The organism is Flavobacterium humidisoli (genome assembly GCF_023272795.1).
Lineage (GTDB): Bacteria > Bacteroidota > Bacteroidia > Flavobacteriales > Flavobacteriaceae > Flavobacterium > Flavobacterium humidisoli.
Genome location: NZ_CP096829.1, coordinates 5413832 through 5436048 on the forward strand (window position 1 = coordinate 5413832; position 22217 = coordinate 5436048).

Genomic DNA, 22217 nt, shown 5'->3' on the forward strand with positions numbered 1-22217 from the left:
TAAGTTTTTTCTTTCTTTTATAATAAAAAAGCATATCTTTGCTTTGCTAAAATACCTAGGATATCATCCTAAAAACTTTATAAGTTAACATAAGCGATTCCCTTGCCATGATGTACCTGCGGAAACAATGGTAAATCTATCCTATTCGGGTATTTTAGCACATCTAAAGCGAGGGTTTCGTGTGTCTAATATTTTCGATTATGCTAAAAGAAAATCAAAAACCAACACATCGTGATGTAATGCCATCCGTAATTAATTTCCTTTCAGACGAATTGTTTGAAGGAGATTACAAAGAACAGCCAATTTATTTACAGGAAATCTTCGAGCTCCTCATGCATACCGAATTTGGCGATGATATCAATTTAAGGCAAAAAATACTGAGCTGTTTAAGAACCAGTCGAAATCTCGCCGAAACCTTATCGCCATTTTCTGAAAAGCAGATTTATAAGGCTTGCGCTAATAATAGATAAATTATTTCAATAAAATTAAAACCCCTGCAAATTGATATTTGCAGGGGTTTGTTTTTACTTAAAATTGAAAACCAATCTTTGCGGACACGGAATCTCCAAATTAAGAGCCCCAATGTATGTATTTGTGTATTAATTCTTTGAGCATATTATGGTCACGTGCTTTTATATTAAAACTCTATATATCGGTCGCTTTTTTAAAATCAACCTTTTTAACCCTTATATTTCCACATATTCTCAACATCAATTTTTTTTATGGGGATTTCTTTTTCACCTTGTTTAAAAATTAATCTTCGATTACTTAAATCTACATTCATGCGCAAAATAATTTCTATAGGTTTATTTGGGTCTGCTTGTTGGAATAGGTTCATGATTTCGTCTTCGTCAAAAGGCTTGACTTCAAAAACAGTTTGAAGTTTTTTACTGTCTTCAAAAATGAAATTTAGCTGTTTAGGGACAGCTCTTGGCTTAAAAGAGTTTTCTTTAATGGGTTCAATAATTTTTTCGTTAAAAATTGTTTCTTCTTCTCCATTAAACATCTTAAATCCTATGTTCATCAATTGATGTCCTTCTATTTCGGTTTTTGCACGCCAAGTGTATTTTTTTCTGTAGATATCATAAATATCATGTTGAATGCCTTTCTTTTTAAACTCTTCTTCAAACTCAGGTTTTAACTTGCCCATTACTTCAAAATAACCTTTTTGGGTTACTTCTGGATTATTAGATAATTTTTTAATATCAAATTGTCTTTCTTTTGCCTGAAAACGAGCCACTTCTATTTGCTGGTCATTACCATATACCCAAACCACCACTATGCCCCCAGGTGCACAGTTTACTATTATTTCGTTATAATTTGAAATTCTACCGGTTCGCCAATCTATCGTCCCTTTTTCAAAAAGTTTTTTCAGGGTATCAATAGGCATGTCCCAATTGCCTGTATAAAACTTGTTTTCTTTAAAAGATGCCCAGGTAATTTCCATTCTTACAGGCAGTGCTTTTAAATCTTCGCCTTGTGTATGGGTAGAGCCAGAATTGCCCCAACCATTACAATTTGGAACTGATGTTGGAATATAAACACTACCACCATCTTCTAAATAAAAATGAGAGTCAAAATCAAAAATTTCTGTTGGATAAATTTCCGGAGCATTAGACGTGGGCAACCATTCGTATTTTTTCATTTCGGGTTTACAGGATATTATAGTTATTAATAATAAAGAGGTTAAAATTCTCATGAGTGGGGTTCTATTTTACGAAATCTAACAATGGTTTTGCCTTCTATTTTGTAATTGGGTAAATAAGCTCCTACGGTATCTCCAAATTCAGAGTTCCAATGTATGTATTTGTGCCTTAAATCTTTGAGCATATTATGGTCACGCACTTTTAAATTAAAACTCTTTACATCGGTTGGGTTCTTTAAATCAAGCTTTTTTCGCAATTGTTCAATCTCCTTGCTGGTGTAATAGTTCATTTTGGGTTGATTGCCGTTAATATATTCCGCTAGACGTTTTTTTACTTTATGCAAATCTAATTCGTCGCCGTTTTACTCCCAAAAGGCTTTTTATCTACAAATTAATTAGCAATATTATTTCCATCCGCCGCCTACTAACCATATAAAATGTTATTTATAGGAATCATTAAAATCCTTTTTGCTGTTAGGGTAAATTCTAATGCTGTCAACCTCCAGTTTTTGACTGTTTAGTAAAACCTCCAGACTTCTGTTGTCTTTGGCAATTTTCACCTGAATTTCGTTATCTCCTGAGAGTCCTTTAAAATGGCGGAATATTTCATTTTGATTGAAGAAAATCCTGCCTTCAAATTTTTCTCCTATCCCTGTTTCCCAGAAAAACTGAAAGACATTTGGCAGTGCCCTGTCTCTCATTTTGTTTTCCAGCAGCCATGGGCGCATCATCTGGTCTTTTTCGCCATTGTAATATTCTGTATTTATCTTAAATAATCTGAAATTAGGATTCTCGGAGGTAAATACGGGTTTCCAATTGTAACGCAGACGATACATATCCCATAGATCACAATTGGCATCTGGATTGTATAGTTTTTTCGCTAGTTCATCAAAATATTCTGGAGTAAACCTCCATGTTGCCAGATGTTTGTTTTTTGCTGATTCTAATTCTTTTGGGTCAGTGATCACTTTAGCCTGATATCTGCCTATTTCTATCACCGTTAGGCCATAATTCACCCAAACCACCACCATACCTTTTGGCGCAAAACCAAAAATAAGACTGGACATTCCATGATAGGAATTGTAATCGGCATTGACATCGGCCAATAAATCACGATCTCCGTCATGCTTATATTCCTCAATTATTTTATTTTTTGCTTCCCGCATTGCATAATTGCGTCTCACCAGATCTTTCATCCGCTCCACAGGAAAATCAATCTTTAACCTGTAAAAGACATTGTCATAACCGGCATAATATGTTAGGTCTGCCCCTATGGGCGTGCCGTGCTGTTCCGTCCACATTCCTCCGGAATCTCCCCACTTGCCTGAGGAACTCCCATATGGCATTCCTGCACGAATACCTTCTAAGGTAAAAATTTCATCTTTTACCATTTGTACTCTGTACCTATTTGCAGGGTGACACATTTCGGCATGCCACTCGGGTGTTTTCTCATTTATCATCTGACAGCTGCTTATCTGCATGCATATTAAAAAGCATACGATTATTTTTAGGTATGTTTTAACCATTGTGTATTTCATTTGCAAATAAGCATTTCAAATGTTATTTATAGGAATCATTAAAATCCTTTTTGCTGTTAGGGTAAATTCTAATGCTGTCAACCTCCAGTTTTTGACTGTTTAGTAAAACCTCCAGACTTCTGTTGTCTTTGGCAACTTTCACCTGAATTTCGCTATCTCCTGAGAGCCCTTTAAAATGGCGGAATATTTCATTTTGATTGAAGAAAATCCTGCCTTCAAATTTTTCTCCTATCCCTGTTTCCCAGAAAAACTGAAAGACATTTGGCAGTGCCCTGTCTCTCATTTTGTTTTCCAGCAGCCATGGGCGCATCATCTGGTCTTTTTCTCCATTGTAATATTCTGTATTTAACTTAAATAATCTGAAATTAGGATTCTCTGAGGCAAATACGGGTTTCCAATTGTAACGCAGACGATACATATCCCATAGATCACAATTGGCATCTGGAACATAAAATTCTTTTGCCAATTCATCAAATCGGGCAGGTGAAAAACGCCAAATATCTAAATATCTTTTTTTTGCTGATTCTAATTCTTTTGGGTCAGTGATCACTTTAGCCTGATATCTGCCTATTTCTATCACCGTTAGTCCATAATTTACCCAAACCACCACCATGCCTTTTGGCGCAAAACCAAAAATAAGGCTGGACATTCCATGATAGGAATTGTAATCGGCATTGGCATCGGCCAATAAATCGCGATCTCCGTCATACTTATATTCCTCAATTATTTTATTTTTTGCCTCCTGCATTGCATAATTGCGTCTCACCAGATCTTTCATCCGCTCCGCAGGAAAATCAATCTTTAACCTGTAAAAGACATTGTCATAACCGGCATAATATGTTAGGTCTGCCCCTATGGGCGTGCCGTGCTGTTCGGTCCACATTTTGCCTGAGCTACCCCATCTTCCAGAGGAGCCACCGTAAGGCATTCCTGCACGAATGCCTTCAAGCGTAAAAATTTCATCTTTTACCATATCAACACTATACTTATTTGCAGGATGGCACATTTCGGCATGCCACTCGGGTGTTTTCTCATTTATCATCTGACAGCTGCTTATCTGTATGCATATTAAAAAGCATACGATTATTTTTATATATGTTTTAACCATTGTGTATTTCTCTTTTTCTATATCGCCCTTCATAAGCCCCGTCTTTGGCAGGTGCCTGACTCTCGCGAGAACCCAACCCCAGTTCGTTGGCTTTTACAGACCAGTGCAAATACTGGTTTCTCAATTTTTTTAATACTTCTTCGTCGATATAATCTAAGTAAGATATTCTTTTGAGTTTTGATAAATACTCTACATTTATAGAATTTTTATCATATAGATCACAATTATACATTTCGATATAGCTATTGCGTAAATTGTTACAAGCGTTTACATAATTACTTAAACTATTACTGACTGATTTTATAAATTCATCTTTTATTGAATAAGAAATCAATTTATTCTTTCTATATTCAACGTTAGCATCTTTAGAAAAGTGAAACATTAAATGCAATGGAATTTGGTCATAAGTATTATACAAATTACGTATTCCTACTACGGCATAAAATCGCTCTAAATCTTCTACAGATCCTTTTTTTATTTTATTATCAATAGCAGATTTATGCAAAACCCCAGCTTCAATCTGATGTTTTTTATACCAGCCTTCACTGATTACTATTTTTTTTAATTTTTCAATCTCTTTATCTGAGCCATGAATCATTTTGTTATAAAGTGATTCTCTTTTATAGTAAAGAGCCGAAATTTCTTTGGCATTGTTTATATATGAACCTCCAATGTCTGAATGCACACCTGGCAAATTGAGTTCTAAACCATGCAAGCCGGCACTTTCTATATTGGTTAAATCAAAATTTTCGCGATACTCATCATCAGATGACAGCTGCAAAACAAATCGTGCTTTTTTAACTGCATCTAAGTGTAAATCTATACTGTCGTTGCCATGATACACCCCATAAGAAGCCACAGTATCATAAAGTCCCACAAAATTGATCTCTATTTTTTTCACTTTTAAATTCACTTTTAATAAACAAGCGGCAAAATAACCATGCCATTCTAAAAGTGGATGATTAGGTACTTTAAGAATACTATACTCATTTTTCATACCCTGAAAATAGCCTGGCGCTAACACCTGTACTTTATTATCAGGAAGTTGGCCGTATATAACAGCGGGACTATTTGCAATATGCAAAAAATGTCTTGCTGCCGTTGCACCGCGGCTAAAGCCATATACATTAATTTTTAAAACATCTATTTCTTTATCGTTATAGGACATTAACATTTCTGACGCTTTTACACACGCTTTTCCCACCTTGGCCACTACACCGCGATAGCCCATACCTATGGCAACGTCTGGAAAAACATCATCGCTTTCTAAATCCTCGGTGCCAATGCCTTCAATGTATAAAGCACTTTGAAATTTTGCATCAGGATCAATGGCATCATAACCTCTTGCAACATTGGTATAATCGTTTTCAAAACTGTCATCTTCCTTATTTCCCTTTTTTAGATAAGCATCATGATCTTTTGAATCTGTACTCTTCGCATCGGTATTGGTTTTGTTATTCTGAGTGCCATCAAAAAAGATGTTTAAACTTACACTAATCGCATTATTTAAAGAATCTTCAGGATGTACGGGCTCATAATTTTTCTCAAATATCCCTTCTTCGCCTCCCTGCCAGCGGTTTTTTCCTGTAGCGTGTATAGTATAATCTCCATCTGTGGCACGCAGATCCATTTTGCCTGTTGTGGTGTTTATCATTTCACCTTCAACAATTCTTAGAATACTCATAGGCTATGAATTTAATGAGTTTTCGCCACTGTATTTATTCAGGTTTTTAGAGGCATGCACGTTAATATGTTCTTCCGTACTTATTAAAGAAGCAGTTTTTGCAATTTCTTTTCTTTCTCCAGTTTCAGACTCTCTATTACCTTTTACAAATTCTGCTAGATTTCCCGTTACTTTAGTCATAAAATCAACTCCAATCGTTAATATTTTTGAACTAGCAATAGTTTCAGTATAGTTTCCTCCAACAGTATTAGTTTTATTAAGACCTACATTGGTGTTCATATTCTTTCCTGCATTTAGGATAATATCCTCACCTGCCTCAAATTCAATATTTTTAGGCGCTTTAAATTTTATATTACCATCACCATGCACGACTGCAATGGTTTCGCCTTTTTGACTTTCTATTGTTATGTCACCCGTAGCATCATCAGAAATAATTCTGTTTCCGCTTCGACTATGTATCACTGCCTTTATATCATTATTGGGCGTACTATAACCACTTTTTTCTTTTCTGCTGGTCATGGTTCCCATTACAATTGGCAGTTCGGGATTGTTGCCCTGAAAATCTACAAAAACCGTATCGCCAATTTCAGGTATGATATGAGCTCCTCTGGCATCGCCTCCATATTTTTGAATTAAAGGAATATAAGGTGTGCTTTCACCTTTGGCTGCCTGCCACGGCATCTGTACCTGTACAGCGCTGAGTCCGTCAGGATCTGTATTGGCAGTTACAATAGCAGTCTGACTTTTGCAAAATGGCACTAAATCTGGATCTGTTTCTGGTGAAAACACAGAACCGTTAAAATTTACGGCTGTAAAATGGTTTTCATAACCACCTCCATCATCGCAGATATGCGTAATCTGCGTTACGCGGTAAGAGCTTTCCAACTGCATATCGACACCTGTTACTCTTACTTCATTTCCTATAGTAAGGCCTGGAACTTCGCTTGAGGCTTTCATTTCTACTAAACCACTCAAAATAGAGCGCATTTTGTTTTTGGCATATTCCTCTGAAGATCGCCTTCCAGATCCGCCAACAGGGGTCTGGTTTAGCTGTATGACTGTTTCTTTATTAAAAACTTCATTAGACTTGTTTAAAAAGTTTTGCTGGAAACCGTCTGCTTCTTTTCTGTATCTTAAAGTTTCATCGGTTTTATACTGGCCATCATTGTTATCGTTTTCTATTACTTTAAATAGTGCAGGGATAAGTTTTATGGTATAATCAAAATCCTGCATGTTTATTCCATATATTAATTTTGGCTGTGCGCCAACACCGCCCGGACTTCCAAAAATCGTTGTTCGTCCGTTATAGTAGAACCAATGCCCATTTCTTTTGGCCAAACGATTTAGAAAAGCAAAATTGCTTTCGTTGTACTGCACAGTGTAAGACAGGTTGTCTAAATAAAATGGTCTTACATCGATATCAATATCACAGTCTGATTTTACTTTTTTTACAATATCATTCAGAGACATGTTGGTGAATGAATTGCATTCGGGTCCGTTTTCTAAAAGTATTGTAGTACTCTTTCCTTTTATTACGATGGTTTCTTCTACGTCTTTAATACGGGATTTTTGCAGTTTAACTTCGGTTACTATGCCGTAAAACTGCATGATGTAATCTTTAGAATCTGCTCCAATAATAAGATCTTCCAGACCCTCTATAGGTTTTATTTCTATGCTTATTTTTTCTCCGTATAACTTTTGGGAAAAAGGCATCACACTTTTAAATTCCTCTACTAATAAATCTTGTCTTACTTCGAATGAAAAAGTGTGGTGGTCATGAATTGTCTGAAAAACTTCTAATTTGTTGAAATTAGCAATTCTTATTTCGCCAATTTTAATATTCGTAATTGTTTGCAATGCCATACTAGTTGTTTTTTAAAAGAGCTATGAGTTTTTCCAATTGTTTTCAAAAATTGTATTCCCAATTTTTACTTCGTTTGAAGAAATCAAAATTTCGGTAACCATAGGAACTGAACCTTCACTTCTAAAGCTTTTATGAAATGATATGCAATAGGCTTTTTTGAAGTTTACACTTTTCATGGTGCTCATAGCATCTCTTCGATAAAAAATCACTTTTCCATCTTTTACGCTTGTCTGCGAAACCATCCAATCTGAAAATAAATCAGTATGTGTGGTTTCTATTACAAGTTTTATTTGCCCCCCTTTTGTCTTGTTGGCCGGTTTTCCGTTGTTATCGACATTCTGCGTAAACTGAACATCAAATTCTAAGACATTAAAAACCTCATTGTCTAATTCTAATTTTGCTAAAAAACTCATATCTAAAAAGTTATTGATTATTTTACAGGCTTTTGTAGATTTTATAACCTTAATCAATAAATGATAAGTGGTATTTAAGTAAATAAAATATTACATAATTATATTGTAAATATAGTAAGACAGTTTAACATAAGTAAGAAAAATATTAAAATTTAACAATGAGAACAAATTTAAAAAGCATAAAAAAACCCCGAAAACTAGATAATAGCTCCCGAGGTTTAAAGTCACTTTTTTCCGAACAGTGAAATGCAAATATAAAATAATTTTCTTACAAAAAAAATAAAAAAAGCCTTTCAGGATTTTACTCCCAAAAGGCTTTTTCTCTACAAATTAATTGGCAATATTATTTCCATCCACCGCCCAAGTCTCTATAGACATGAACTGCAGCATTCAACTGTTCTTTTTTAGTATCAATTAATTCCAATTTTGCTTCTAATGCGTCTCTCTGCGTCATCAAAACCTCAAAATAATCTACTCGGGCTGATTTAAACAAATCGTTTGAAACATCAATCGAAGTATTTAAAGCGTCCACTTGTTTAGATTTAAGATCATAACCCTTTTGAAGATTCTCGATCTTAGACATTTGGTTCGAAACTTCTAAATAAGCATTTAAAACCGTACGATCGTAATTGTACAATGCCTGAATCTGTCTTGCATTTGCACTTGCAAACTCTGCTTTAATTGCATTTCTGTTAATCAAAGGAGCAACAAGATCTCCTGCCAAAGAATACAATAGCGATTCTGGCATAGTAAACAAATAAGAAGGTTTAAAAGCATTTACTCCTATCGCTGCCGTGATATCTAAAGAAGGATAAAACTCGGCGCGAGCCACTTTTACATCTAATTTGGAAGCTACCAATTCTAATTCTGCTTGTTTAACATCTGGACGATTTTGTAACAATTGAGACGGAATTCCAGAACTTACAGAAGCTGGCAATAAACTTAAGAAATTAGTGCTGCTTGTTCTTTTTACTTCCTGAGGATATCTACCCAACAAAAAGTTGATTTTATTTTCGGTTTCTTTTATCCTCTGCAAAATATCAAACTCCATACTTTGTGAAGTTAAAACCTCTGCTTCAAATTTCTTAACTCCCAATTCTGTTGCTCTTGCAGCCTGTTTTTGAACTTTTACAATTTCTAAAGCGTTAGTCTGCAATTTGATCGTTTGTTTTACAATATCCAACTGATTGTCTAAAGCCAGTAACTCATAGTACGAATCAGCAACTTCGGCGATGAGGTTTGTAATCACAAAGTTTTTACCTTCTACTGTAGCTAAATATCGGTTTAAGGCTGCTTTTTTAGAATTACGCAGTTTTTTCCAGATATCTACTTCCCAATTAGCATAAGCTGCAATCGTAAAATCTCCCAGCGGATCTGGAGTTTCTACACCTGGTTTAATCTCTGTAGTAGCATCACCGGCACCTTGACTGGTATATCTACCTACTTTTTCTACTCCAGCTCCAGCACGTAAGCCTGCTGTTGGCAATAGAAGTCCTTTTTTAACGCGAATATCATTTTTTGCAATTTCAATTTCCTGCAAAGTGATATTTAATTCCTGATTGTTTTTAAGAGCAGTATCTATTAAATCAACTAGATTCTGATCTTTAAAATAATCTTTCCAGTTTAATGCAGCCGTATTGCTGTTTGCATCCTGAGTCTGAACTGTTGAGCCAAACGATTCTGGAACTGGAGTACTGGTAGTAACTGCTGCCTCCGGTGCAGGGGTTTTACACCCTGCAACCGCTAGACATACAGCAATCGCAATACTGTATTGATATGATTTAACTTTATACATGATTGTTGTCAATTTCTTCTGTTAATGGGTTTTCTTCTTCATGTTTTACCAATTTGTGTTTCTCAGCAATTTTAGCAAAAATGAAATACAAGCCCGGTATTACAAATACACCGCAAATGGTTCCAATAAGCATACCTCCAGCTGCGGCAGTACCAATGGTTCTGTTTCCAATTTTACCAGGACCAGTTGCAAAAGCAAGCGGTAATAAACCTGCGATAAATGCAAACGAAGTCATCAAAATTGGACGGAACCTTGCTTTTGCTCCTTCCATTGCAGCATCTAAAACCGACTTACCGGCTGCGTGCCTTTGTATCGCAAACTCTACAATCAACACGGCATTCTTACCTAATAATCCAATAAGCATTACCATGGCAACCTGAGCATAGATATTATTTTCTAATCCTGTTAATTTCAATAAAAGGAAAGCTCCAAAAATACCTGCTGGTAAAGAAAGAATTACTGACAATGGCAGAATAAAACTTTCGTACTGTGCTGCTAATACCAAGTAAACGAATCCTAAACAGATTAAGAATACCCAGATCGCCTGATTACCTTGAGCTACCTCATCGGCAGAAATACCTGCCCAGTCAATATCATATCCTCTTGGTAATTTTTCAGCGGCAATTTTCTGAATTACTTTAATCGCTGTACCAGAACTATACCCCGCAGCTGGAGAACCACTGATTTGTGTTGAGGTATACATATTATGACGTGTGATTTCTGAAAGTCCGTATACTTTTTCTAATTTCATAAAAGCAGAAAAAGGCACCATTTCATCACGATCATTTTTCACATACAATTTTAAGATATCATCTGGCTGTGCACGATATTCTGGCGAAGCCTGAACGATTACTTTATAGTTGATACCAAATTTGATAAAACTGATCTCATAGTTACTTCCCACAAGAGTTGACAAAGTATTCATCGCATTTTCGATAGAAACTCCTTTTTGCTGTGCTAAATCATTGTCAACTTTCATCATGTATTGAGGGAAACTAGAACTATAGAAACTAAATACGTTTGATAGTTCTGGCTGTTTGTTCAATTCGGCAACAAAATCGTTGTTTACCTGTTCCATTCTCTTATAATCAACAGAACCGGTTTTATCTAACAAACGAAGTTCAAATCCTCCGGCAGCACCATAACCAGGTACAGCAGGCGGTTGGAAAAATTCGATATTCGCTCCTGTAATATCTTTACATTTTTCCTCCATTTCGTGCATAATCTCCAAAACAGATTCTTTTCTATCGCTCCAGTCTTTCAAGTTCACCAAACAAGTTCCCGAGTTAGCTCCTGTACCTTCAGACAGAATCTCATAACCAGCTAATGAAGAAACAGATTTAACTCCATCAATATCCTCAGCAATTTTTTGAACTCGTTCTGCAATATTATTAGTCCTTTCTAAAGATGAACCTGGAGGTGTCTGAATTACAGCATAAAACATTCCCTGATCTTCATTCGGAATAAATCCTGAAGGAACAGAACTGCTTATTAACCATGTTCCAGCACAGAAACCTAGAAGTGCTACAATAGTAACCACTCTTCTGTCAACGATTTTACCTAATAGATTTTGATACTTCCCTTGTGCTAAATTGAATTTTTCGTTGAAAGCATCAATAAATCTATTTGCTGGTGTTTTCTTTTTAGGTTGACCATGATTATTTTTTAACATCATTGCACAAAGCGCAGGTGTCAATGTCAAAGCCACAATACCCGAAAGGATAATCGCAGTTGCCATAGTTACAGAGAACTGTCTGTAGAATACTCCCACAGGACCAGACATGAATGCAACTGGAATAAATACCGCAGCCATCAAGAATGTAATCGCAATAATTGCCCCCGCAATTTCGTGCATCGCTTTTTTGGTTGCTTTAAATGCCGAGAGATGTTCTTCTTCCATCTTGGCGTGAACGGCCTCAATTACCACAATCGCATCATCGACGACGACACCAATTGCTAATACTAAAGCGAATAACGTAATCAAGTTCAATGAAATATCAAAGAATGTCATGAACACAAAAGTTCCAACCAACGATACTGGTACCGCAATTGCAGGAATAACCGTAGAGCGCCAATCTCCTAAGAAAAGGAAAACTACCAAACCTACCAGAATAAATGCTTCAACCAGAGTATGAATTACTTTCTCGATAGAAGCATCAAGGAATTTAGAAACGTCATACGAAATTTCATAATCCATTCCTTTAGGGAATCTCTGTTTGATTTTTTCTAGTTTTGCTTTTACTTCTTCAATAACCTGATTCGCGTTACTTCCAAAAGACTGTTTTAATACAATCGCTGCAGATGGTCTTCCATTCAAATTAGAGTAGATATCATACATCGAGCTACCAAATTCAACTTTAGCAACATCTTTTAATCTTAAAAGCTCTCCATTTGGGTTTGCTTTTACTACAATGTTCTCGTATTGTTCTTTTGTTGTAAAACGTCCAGAATATTTCAATACATACTCAAATGCTTGAGAACGTTTACCAGAACTTTCTCCCGTTTTACCAGGAGAAGCCTCCAAACTCTGACTTGATAATGCTTCCATCACCTCATCAGCAGAAATTTTATAAGCTAACATACGATCTGGTTTTAACCAAATACGCATTGCATATTCACGTGTTCCTAAGATATCTCCAGAACCAATACCGTTTACCCTTTTCAATTCAGAAAGAACATTGATATCGGCATAGTTGTACAAGAACTTCATGTCAGTATTTTTATCTGTACTATACAAGTTCACGTACATCAACATACTAGGCACTTCTCGAGTAATTTTGATACCTTCTCTAATTACTAACGGAGGAAGTTTATTAGTAACCGAAGCCACACGGTTTTGAACATTAATCGCCGCTTGATTTGGATCTGTTCCTAAATTAAAAACCACTTTTATCGTAGCTTCACCATCATTACCAGCGTCAGAAGCCATATATTTCATTCCTGGAACTCCGTTTAAGGCTCTTTCCAAAGGAATAACAACAGCCTTAACCATCAATTCACCGTTAGATCCAGGATAATCTGCGGTAACGTTCACCATTGGAGGTGAAATTGTAGGGAATTGTGTAATAGGTAAATTTAAAACCGACAACACCCCTAAAAAGACAATAATCAACGATATTACTATCGACAGAACAGGTCTTTGAATAAATTTATTAAACATTTTAATATTTTTTAAATGATTAAATTAAATGGAAATCAATACGCCATCAGTAAAATTTTAAGTACAGTATTTTACTGAATACTTCATTTATTCTGCTTTTAAGCGTAAATGATTGATTACTTCTTTAGGAGATTCGTAATCGAATTTAATTTTGTCGTTTTCTTTTACTTTCTGAACACCTTCAAGCAAGATCTTATCATTTTCTGTAAGACCGCTTTTGATTACATATAAATCAGGGATTTCGCCAGTAATAGTGATTTCTCTAGAACTTACTTTGTTGTCTTTTCCAACTACAAAAACATATTTTTTATCTTGAATTTCGTAAGTCGCTTTTTGCGGAATCACAATAGCATTTTTAAGAGGAACATTCATTTGAACTTGTCCTGTTTCGCCATTTCTAAGTAATTTTCCAGAATTAGGGAATCTTGCTCTAAAAGCAATGTTTCCGGTTTCGTTGTTGAATTCACTTTCGATTACCTCAACATTTCCTTTATCCTTAAAAATATCACCGTTAGCCAAAACTAAATTCACTTTGTTATCTGCACGATCTTTAATATTTGTTTCATAACTAATGTATTCTGGCTCAGAAACATTGAAATAAGCAAACATTTGACTGTTGTCTGAAAGACTTGTCAGCAATTCTCCCTCGTCAATTAAACTTCCAAGTTTTAAAGGAATACGGTCGATTGTTCCGTCAAACGGAGCTCTAATTTCTGTGAATGATAAATGAAGTTTTGCTAGCGCAACCTCAGCTTTTGCAGATTGCAATTTAGCCTGAGCCACACTTAATTCGTTTTTAGAAACGATATTTTTATCAGCCAGCAATTTTGAATTTTGCAATTCAATTTCTACTGATTTTTGTTCTGACTGCGCTTTTAATAATTCTGCCTGATACATGTTAGGCATAATTTTAAACAACAGCTGTCCTTTTTTTACAAACTGTCCTTCGTCAACATATATATTTTGTAAAAACCCTTTTTCTTGGGCGCGAAGTTCGATATTACGAACCGATTTTATTTGTGAAACGTATTCTTTTGTAAATGAAGTATCAATTCTTACCGGATTAGTAACGGTGAATTTTTCTACTTCTTCTTTTTCTTCTTTTTTAGATGTACAGCTCGTTAAGCACACCAAGGCCATTAAGCCTGTGAACACAATGATTTTTTTCATGATTTAGTTTGGAAATTAAGCGATTGAATGCTTTGGAATGAAAATTCCTTTTGGATGTTAAATGCATCAGTCAGCCTTAGCCCAGACCTTAACTTTATATAAGCAGAAGTAGAAAAAATATACAACAGCAAGATACGCAGAGATCAAAACTCAGGTAACCGATGTATACTTTAAAATCAAATTCTTAATACTCGTTGAGTAATATAGATAGGATTTGAATGCCCGAAAACAGGCGTAGAAATTTTTAAACGATTGGAATCATTCGCTGCAGACTGATCTGAAAGTGCCCGATACAAAGTGTCTACCAAACTATACGTAGCAGTAAAATACTTGCACGTAAGTAAATCAACATCATCACCTCCTACTAGATCTTCTTCTAGATCAACATCTACAGCATCTTCAATTATTGAAGTTCCACGATCTTGATTAGTAAACTTAACTCTATGTTTTTGCAGGTGATGGTGAGTATGAGCACCAAAAGTATTTGCATTCAAATATTGGCCTCCGCCAAACAGAAGCATATTCATGAATACTAAAAATACTATTAACTTTCTCATTTCGGTGCGAAAGTAGTAAAAGAATTAAAACAAAAAAAGAATTTTTAACAAGGTTTAACAGTTCCATAAAACGAAAACGTTTTCATTCTCTGAATATTTATTAATCACTTTACTTCAAAATTAAACCCTTTATTTACATCGCTAAAAATCAATAACTTAAACATTACAATTAAGTAATCAAAATTTCCATAATCGTAAATTCTTGTCCTGATTTTACAAAAGATTTAAAAGTATCTATCATTCCGAACTTCTCATAAAATGATTTTTTATTGGTTCTGGCATTGCACCATACTTTTTCTACACCTTTTTCTTTGGCAAATTCTAGAATATATTTTAAAAGATGAGATGCAATTCCTTTACCTTGATAATCTTCTAAAGTCGCTAATTTTCTAAACTGCATTTCTTTCTCTTCCATAAAACAAGAGACTATAGAAACCAATTTATCTTCTTCAAAAACTCCAAAATGAATTCCTAAATTATCTTCTTCAAGCTTTACAAACTCAAAAGGCTGGTCTGGCCACATTACTTCGTGTCGTATTTGCCAAGTATCGCTCGCGCTTATTGTTTTAACTTCCATTTTAAATATTAAATCTTCTCAAAATTAATTCATTTTGATTAATTGAAAAAAGCAAACGAGGAATCTTGATATAATTAATTATCAAAACTTTACAGAAAAATAAATCAGACAAATCATTCAATTATAATCTATTATGGTTATTTTTATAGTACCAAAATCAAATAAATTCCGTTATGAGAAAATTCCTTTTAGCAGCATTTTTATGTATTTGTGCCAATGGATTTGCACAATTAATACAAATCGGACCACAGTTTTCTACTAATATTACTTCTGTCAATGCCAAAAACTTCAGTTCCGATCATACGAATACAGGAATCGGATTTGCCGCATTTGGCCGAGTAAACCTTGCACTTTTTTATGCTCAAGGCGAATTCGGATATGGCCAAACTAATTTTAGCGTATACCAAAACGGCGTTGGAGAAACAGAATTTAAACTAGCAGGAACAGATGCTTCATTAATTGCAGGATTTAAAATTATTCCGCTTGGAAAACTTGGAAATGTGAGACTTTTTGTGGGATACAACTGGAAAAATTATTCAGACATAAGTACCAGCAATAATCTTAATTCTATTGCTATAGAAAAAAACAATCATAGCATTCTTGGAGGTGTCGGAGTTGATGTCTGGAGACTGACTTTTGATGTTAGATATCTTGCAGGACTTAGTGATATAGATGCGTCTAGCAGCGAAATTAAAACTGGAGTTACTAATCTCTCCATTGGATTTAAATTTCTATAAAACTCCTAATAAAAAAGGGAATCGATCGATTCCCTTTTCTATAATTCACTTACATTTTAACGTAATAATTTTCCTCATTATCCCTTTCTATCTTTTTTATTCCCTCTTCTGTTTTAACAGCTACATTAACAACATGCAATACGTCTGACTTTTCATTAAGACTACAGTTCCAAACTGTTCCATCAGAAAGAATAATTTCTGAAAATAATGAGACCATGCTTTTTGCATCATTATAAACTAAATTTTCAGTTCTTACAAGTTTCTTTACTTTTGTTTTTTTGTCAACCTCATAAAATAAGATCTCATTTTCTTTAATTTCGACCAATTCGTCAAAAGTAGATTGATTGGCTGTAACTGCTGTTGTCGAGGACCAAATTGGCTGATTTCCTGTTTTTTTCCAAGTTCCAATTGCTTGATTTAAAATTTCTTTTCTTAAAAGTTCACGTAAGGTGTCTACCTTTTTAGTAGCTTCTTTTCCGATTTCATTTTCAGGTTTAATCTTTGCTGCTAAAGAAAATAAATCAATAGCTTTTACAAAATCGGCTTTTTTGTAGTAAGAATTAGCCAATTCATATTTGTTTTTTTGAAATGCAGTCTTTTGATCGTTCTGCGCAAAAAACTGAAGGCTGCTTAGCAAAACAACCAGAACAAAAGTATTCTTCATTAGATTTGGTGGTATTTTTAGTATTGGGCAAACGTAATATTTTTCGGAGAAATATTTAAACTATTTTCTATAATTTGAATATTTTTAATTATTTTAAACAAAAAACATCACTTTGCCAAAACAAAGTGATGTTTTAATTTATTTACTTAAATTTAATTCAATTATTTAACACTTAAGACATTATTCTCTGGTGTTGCATCCATAAAAATCCCACCATCTAGCTCAATTTTTTCGATTTTTTTTGCACTTTTCAAAATTATTCTAGCTGTTTTTTGATTTTTCTCCCAAATCGCTGGCGTTTGATGCAAAGTTGTTTTTGACTTGTCAGCGTAAGTAATTACAACATCAAAAGGAATTGCAAAACCTCCAATGTTTTCTATTGTTATGGTTTTCTTATCGGCAGAAAGACCCTTTACGGCAATATCGATAAAATTGTTAGTAAAGAACCAATTGTTAAAAAACCAATTTAAATTCTTTCCCGTTGCTGTATTAAATGAATTAAAATAATCCCACGGAATAGGATGTTTTCCGTTCCAAGTATCCATATAAAAATGAAGCGCTTTTTTGAACAATTCATCTCCTAACATATCTTTTAAAGCCAAATAAGAAAGAGAAGCTTTACCATAAGAATTGTTTCCATACCCTGCACCAGAAACTTGTGTAGACATTGTTATAATTGGCTGATCTTGTTCTGAAGATCGATCGCTTATATAATGTTTTACTCTAAATTCTTTATAAAACTTATCTGCAGCCTCTTTACCATGTTCAGCAGTTCCAATTAAATATTCAAAAGTTGTTGCCCAACCTTCGTCCATAAAGGCATAACGCGTTTCATTGATTCCCATATAAAAAGGAAAATAAGTATGCGCTACTTCGTGATCTTGTACCAACTGTGCAAAAATAGGATCTCCCATTTCTGAATCGTTACACATCATTGGATATTCCATATCGGCAAAACCTTGGAAAGCCGTCATTTTAGAAAATGGATACGGAACTCCTGGCCAATTGTTAGAAAACCAATCTAAAGCATATTGATTGTTTTTTACCGAATTCACAAAATCGGTTCCTTTAACATTATAAGCCGCCTGAACGCTCGCACGACGATTTGTTTTCTTATCTACTACAACACTACTAGCGTCCCATAAATAATGGTCACTTAAACCAAAGCAAACATCAGTTATGTTTTTAGCTTCAAATTTCCAGACATTCCAATCGTATTGTTTCGTTACGATTCCGCTTTTCATTTCCTGCTCGTTTGCAATATGCAGAATTTCATCTGTTGTGTATGATTTTTTTAAGCGTGAAGCAAATTCAGGCTGCAAAACCTCATCTGGATTTAATAAATCTCCAGTTGCATACACCACGTAGTTTTTTGGTGCTTTTACAGAAAAAACATAATCGTTGAAGTCATTGTAAAATTCTTGACGATCTGTATGCGGTAATCTATCCCACCCATTATAATCGTCAAAAACTGAAACACGAGGATAACTATACGCTACAAAAAATGTCGTTTCGTCAATCTGGCCTTCTCTGCCGCTTTCTTTAGACAAAGGATAATTCCATTGAATATTTATAGTGGTCTTTGAATTTGGTAAAATTGGTTTTTGCAATTTTACAGTTCCAACAGTTCCCCAGTTTTTAGCGTCTTCTTTATACACTTCATTTTCTACTTTCAATGAAGCAATCGTTAATCCATCGCTTAAAAAATCGTTACTTACTTCACCTCCTCTTGGAGAAGAAGGCTTATGAAGGTTGTTTACAAAACGAATAACTAAGTTTCTTAAAGTATCCTTGCTATTGTTTTCGTAAATAATGGTTTCAGTTCCGCTAACCAATCTTGTTTTCGGATCAACTGAAATTTCCATATTATATTTTCCACGGTTCTGCCAATAGTTAACGCCTGGTTTTCCGTCTTTAGAACGTGTTCCGTTTTCATAGGCTTTTTTTATATTTCGTGGCATGTAAAGCTCTTGAGCAATAGTATCTTGGGCAAAAAGAACGAATGCTATTAATGCAAATTGCAAAAATCTCTTTTTCATAAATAATTCTTAGGTCTTTAAATTGTTTGATATATAAGACTGCTGTTTTAAAACAATGTTACAAATTTAATTATTAATTGTTAATGGTGAGATGTGAAATGCTAGATGTTAGATGTAAAAAAACTGCTCTAACATTTTACATTTTACAAAAAAAAGAAAAACCGTCTATCCCTAAAAGGAATAGACGGCATCTACAATTAATATATAACCTTGATGACTACAAAATATAATCCGTATTAATAAAATTCGATTCTTTGCTGTTAAGCAATTCCTGCAGAATCTCATTATTATAATCGATATCTTTTGAAGCTACAAACGTACGAATTGAGAAAGAACGCAAAGCATCTGGAATACTCAAAGTTCCTACAGCAGAATCTTTTCTTCCTGTGAAAGGAAAAGCATCTGGCCCTCTTTGGCAAGAACTGTTGAGGTTTACTCTACAAACTAAGTTGACTAAAGCATCAATTAGCGGTGCAAGAGTTTTTATATCTTTACCAAACAAACTTACTTGCTGTCCGTAATTTGATTCTGCCATATCATTTAAAGGTTCTTTAATGTCTTTAAACGAAAGCACAGGAACAACTGGTCCGAACTGTTCTTCGTGATAAACACGCATTTCTTTATTTACTGGATATAGAACCGCAGGAAAAATATAATTATCTGTATGTTTTCCTCCTTTTTCATTTAAAACTTTAGCTCCTTTATGAAGAGCGTCATCAATTAAACCTTGGATATATTTTGGTTTGTCAGTTTCTGGAAGCGGCGTTAGAGCAACTCCCTTTTCCCACGGATTTCCAAAAAGTAAACTGTCTACTTTTTCAGAAAAACGTTTATTGAATTCTTCAGCAATTGATTCGTGAACATATAACACTTTCAAAGCAGTACAACGTTGTCCGTTAAAAGACAAACTTCCTGTAATACATTCTTGAATAGCCAAATCTAAATCGGCATCTGGAAGAATGATTGCTGGATTTTTGGCTTCTAAGCCTAAAATTAAACGCAATCTGTTTTTGTTCGGATGCTGATCTTGCAGAGCAATTGCCGATTTACTGTTTCCTATTAAGGCTAAAACGTCGATTTTTCCAGATTTCATAATTGGAGAAGCCACTTCGCGTCCTCTTCCGTAAACGATATTGATAACACCTTTTGGAAAACTGCTTCTAAATGCTTCCAATAATGGCGAAATACACAAAACACCGTGTTTAGCCGGTTTGAAGATTACAGTGTTACCCATAATCAAGGCAGGAATCAACAATGAGAAAGTTTCATTCAACGGATAATTGTAGGGTCCAAGACATAAAACTACTCCAAGAGGCCCACGTCGAATCATAGCGTTTACACCTTGCACTTTTTCAAAGTGCGAACTGCGTCCGTTTAATTCTTTGTAGCTGGCAATAGTATCGTAAATATATTCTACTGTTCTATCAAATTCTTTTTGTGAATCTCCTAATGATTTTCCAATTTCCCACATTAAGTATTTCACTACTTCTTCGCGGGTTTCTTTCATTTGTTTCACAAATTTTTCCATGCATTTAATACGATCTACTACTTTCATAGTTGGCCATAAACCTTGTCCCATATCGTATGCATTGGTAGCAGCTTCGACAACTTCTGCTGCTTCTTTTTCTCCCATAAAAGGAATAGATCCTAATAAAGTCGGCGAATATTTTTCAGTTGAAGAAATAGTAGAAAACACAGGTGTGGTTTGCCCTGTCCATTGTTTCAATTCTCCATTTACAAGATAGGTATCTTGATTTATCAGACTATTAATCTGATATTCTTCTGGTATAAAACTCATAATTTGGTTTGTTTAATGGTCTGGTAATTCTATTTTCAAAAGAAAAAAGAGGCTTTTTAATTGCCTCTTCTTCTTTTATGGTTGTACTGTTTCGCCTTCCCAATCTAGGATTCCTCCAAGTAGATTGTAGGCGTTTTCGATACCCAACTCGTTCATAATCTGGCATGCTTTTGCGCTTCTAGCCCCAGAACGACAGTATACGTAATAGTTTTTATTTTTGTCTAATTCTTCAATCTCATAAATAAAAGCCTGCCCTTTATTGATATCAATATTTAGAGCATTCTCAATATAGCCATCATTAAATTCGTCCTCAGTTCTTACGTCAAGTATAACTGCATTTTCGTCAGCTTCTAACTGAGCAACCCAATCTTCTTGTGATAAATTCATAATAAAATGTGTTTTTGTAAAATTACGACGTTTCTCTATATAAAAAACGTACCAAATGCGATTTCGATTATTATTCTCAGAAAACGTTTTAGAGAAAGTATTATAATCAGTGAATTACAAATTTAGTTACTATTTTTAAAAATTCAGCCTACAAAATCGATAGAAAATAGGATTTTTTCATTTACATAAAATTAATCTTAAATCTAGTTTTATGATAATTATTCCCATTCCAAACCCTTATCTTTGCAAACAATCACGTATTTTAATTCGATTTTAACAAAAACTAATTCAAGTTAATCAACATCTTTTGGTTTGAGTTAATTCGAAAAAATGAGCATCTCGATTACGCTCGATGTGACAAAAATCATTAAAACAATGCAACATTCATTAAAAACCATTTTTCCTAATTTCTCCAACGAGCTTATCGCTACAATAGAAGAAAATGGAAGTCTTCAAGATTTTAAATCCGGAACCATTTTAATGCGTACTGGGCAATACATCAAGAATACTGTTTTGATCATTAAAGGAAAAATCAAAATTTATCGCGAAGGCGAAGACGGTGGAGAGTTTTTAATGTACTACCTGCAGCCCGGACAAGCTTGTGCGATATCAATGATTTGTACAGCAAAAAGCGAAAAAAGTCAGATTATGGCAAAAGTAGTCGAAGATGTAACCGTGATGATGATTCCGTTGCAATTAATGGACAAATGGATGATGGAACATAGAAGCTGGTACGAATTTGTAATTGAAACCTACCGAAGCCGTTTTGAAGAAGTTCTCGAAGTGGTTGACAATATTGCTTTCCGTTCTATGGATGAAAGATTAGAATTCTACTTAAAAAGACATTCTGATGCCTGCGGATGTTCTGAAGTAAATTTATCGCATCAGGAAATCGCAACCGAATTAAATACGTCGCGCGAAGTCGTTTCGAGATTACTCAAAAAAATGGAACAGCGTGGTCTGGTCAAACTCAACCGAAACCAGATTGAGTTATTGAAATAATTTTTTTCTGCCACAAATTTCACCTTCTGTGATAAATGTTACTGTAAGATTCTAATTTCCGAGGCAACTTTGCATTAAA

The 22217-nt window shown here is 34.6% G+C and carries 19 protein-coding genes; 3 read left to right on the plus strand and 16 right to left on the minus strand.

Annotated features, from left to right (window positions below):
- The first annotated feature begins 200 nt into the window (after positions 1-200).
- A complete protein-coding gene (locus M0M44_RS22730) occupies positions 201-470 on the plus strand; it encodes a hypothetical protein (protein ID WP_248727786.1) in 270 nt (89 codons plus the stop codon).
- A gap of 209 nt (positions 471-679) precedes the next feature.
- Here the strand turns inward: M0M44_RS22730 and M0M44_RS22735 are convergent, their stop codons facing one another.
- The 12 genes from M0M44_RS22735 to M0M44_RS22790 form a co-directional block, all read right to left on the minus strand.
- Positions 680-1645: a DUF2931 family protein gene (locus M0M44_RS22735; RefSeq protein WP_248727787.1), complete on the minus strand. Its 966-nt coding sequence runs from the start codon at positions 1643-1645 to the stop codon at positions 680-682.
- 50 nt (positions 1646-1695) lie between these two features.
- A complete protein-coding gene (locus tag M0M44_RS22740) occupies positions 1696-1935 on the minus strand; it encodes a hypothetical protein (RefSeq protein ID WP_248727788.1) in 240 nt (79 codons plus the stop codon).
- Between the two features lie 150 nt (positions 1936-2085).
- On the minus strand, positions 2086-3171 hold the full coding sequence (locus tag M0M44_RS22745; RefSeq protein ID WP_248727789.1) for a DUF2931 family protein: 1086 nt from the start codon (positions 3169-3171) through the stop codon (positions 2086-2088).
- A 34-nt stretch (positions 3172-3205) separates the two neighbouring features.
- Entirely contained in the window at positions 3206-4225 is a 1020-nt protein-coding gene (locus tag M0M44_RS22750; RefSeq protein ID WP_248727790.1) for a DUF2931 family protein, read from the minus strand.
- Positions 4226-4283: 58 nt separating this feature from the next.
- On the minus strand, positions 4284-5975 hold the full coding sequence (locus tag M0M44_RS22755; protein WP_248727791.1) for a phospholipase effector Tle1 domain-containing protein: 1692 nt from the start codon (positions 5973-5975) through the stop codon (positions 4284-4286).
- A 3-nt stretch (positions 5976-5978) separates the two neighbouring features.
- Positions 5979-7838 carry a type VI secretion system Vgr family protein gene (locus M0M44_RS22760; RefSeq protein ID WP_248727792.1) on the minus strand — a complete coding sequence of 620 codons (1860 nt, stop codon included), beginning with the start codon at positions 7836-7838 and terminating at the stop codon, positions 5979-5981.
- Between the two features lie 21 nt (positions 7839-7859).
- Positions 7860-8252, minus strand: coding sequence for a type VI secretion system tube protein TssD (gene tssD, locus M0M44_RS22765; RefSeq protein WP_248727793.1), 393 nt, complete (start codon positions 8250-8252; stop codon positions 7860-7862).
- Positions 8253-8595: 343 nt separating this feature from the next.
- Entirely contained in the window at positions 8596-10047 is a 1452-nt protein-coding gene (locus M0M44_RS22770; RefSeq protein WP_248727794.1) for a TolC family protein, read from the minus strand.
- Entirely contained in the window at positions 10040-13207 is a 3168-nt protein-coding gene (locus M0M44_RS22775) for an efflux RND transporter permease subunit (RefSeq protein WP_248727795.1), read from the minus strand. The genes M0M44_RS22770 and M0M44_RS22775 overlap by 8 nt, the downstream gene beginning before the upstream one ends.
- 87 nt (positions 13208-13294) lie before the next feature.
- On the minus strand, positions 13295-14377 hold the full coding sequence (locus M0M44_RS22780) for an efflux RND transporter periplasmic adaptor subunit (RefSeq protein WP_248727796.1): 1083 nt from the start codon (positions 14375-14377) through the stop codon (positions 13295-13297).
- 176 nt (positions 14378-14553) lie between these two features.
- Positions 14554-14934, minus strand: coding sequence for a hypothetical protein (locus tag M0M44_RS22785; protein ID WP_248727797.1), 381 nt, complete (start codon positions 14932-14934; stop codon positions 14554-14556).
- 169 nt (positions 14935-15103) lie between these two features.
- Complete coding sequence (locus M0M44_RS22790; RefSeq protein ID WP_248727798.1) at positions 15104-15511, minus strand: GNAT family N-acetyltransferase; 408 nt, start codon at positions 15509-15511, stop codon at positions 15104-15106.
- A 173-nt stretch (positions 15512-15684) separates the two neighbouring features.
- Between M0M44_RS22790 and M0M44_RS22795 the strand changes: the two genes are divergently transcribed.
- Positions 15685-16248 (plus strand): PorT family protein, encoded by a 564-nt coding sequence (locus M0M44_RS22795; protein ID WP_248727799.1) that lies wholly within the window; start codon positions 15685-15687, stop codon positions 16246-16248.
- 49 nt (positions 16249-16297) lie between these two features.
- On the opposite strand, the gene M0M44_RS22800 is transcribed toward M0M44_RS22795, so the two are convergent.
- The 4 genes from M0M44_RS22800 to M0M44_RS22815 form a co-directional block, all read right to left on the minus strand.
- Positions 16298-16912, minus strand: coding sequence for a hypothetical protein (locus M0M44_RS22800; RefSeq protein WP_248727800.1), 615 nt, complete (start codon positions 16910-16912; stop codon positions 16298-16300).
- Positions 16913-17073: 161 nt separating this feature from the next.
- A complete protein-coding gene (locus tag M0M44_RS22805) occupies positions 17074-18951 on the minus strand; it encodes a M1 family metallopeptidase (RefSeq protein ID WP_248727801.1) in 1878 nt (625 codons plus the stop codon).
- Positions 18952-19168: 217 nt separating this feature from the next.
- Positions 19169-20749 (minus strand): NADP-dependent glyceraldehyde-3-phosphate dehydrogenase, encoded by a 1581-nt coding sequence (locus tag M0M44_RS22810; RefSeq protein ID WP_248727802.1) that lies wholly within the window; start codon positions 20747-20749, stop codon positions 19169-19171.
- 75 nt (positions 20750-20824) lie between these two features.
- Positions 20825-21136 carry a rhodanese-like domain-containing protein gene (locus M0M44_RS22815; protein ID WP_095929060.1) on the minus strand — a complete coding sequence of 104 codons (312 nt, stop codon included), beginning with the start codon at positions 21134-21136 and terminating at the stop codon, positions 20825-20827.
- 375 nt (positions 21137-21511) lie between these two features.
- Between M0M44_RS22815 and M0M44_RS22820 the strand changes: the two genes are divergently transcribed.
- Complete coding sequence (locus M0M44_RS22820) at positions 21512-22138, plus strand: Crp/Fnr family transcriptional regulator (protein WP_248727803.1); 627 nt, start codon at positions 21512-21514, stop codon at positions 22136-22138.
- The last annotated feature ends 79 nt before the right edge of the window (positions 22139-22217 follow it).